Below are 262 nucleotides of genomic sequence, written 5' to 3' on the forward strand. Positions count from 1 at the left end.
ATTTTCCCGTCAGTCGCGGTCATAACCGGCAGCGGCAAAGTAGTTCAGGCATTCGGCTTGGGTGAAGGTATCGATGCCCCGGCCGATGGCTGCCCAGAGGTCATCCTTGGTTCGGGCCGCGGTCTTCTTGAGGAAGCTCTTGAGCTTCGAGACGGCCATCTGAAGTCGGGGCTGTAGGGCGGCAGGAAATGCAACTCCGCCCCCGTCGCCTCGATGGCGGTCCGCACGGCGGCGAGCTTATGGGCGGGCAGATTGTCCATGA

General features: G+C 62.2%; 1 pseudogene. It reads right to left on the reverse strand.

Features of this window, described 5'->3' with window-relative positions:
- Positions 1-9: 9 nt before the first annotated feature.
- Positions 10-262 (reverse strand): annotated as a pseudogene (locus tag MTBUT4_RS01295) (transposase); the annotation flags it as partial.

The sequence above is a fragment of the Magnetospirillum sp. UT-4 genome (assembly GCF_902729435.1).
In the GTDB taxonomy this organism is placed as follows: Bacteria; Pseudomonadota; Alphaproteobacteria; order Rhodospirillales; family Magnetospirillaceae; genus Magnetospirillum.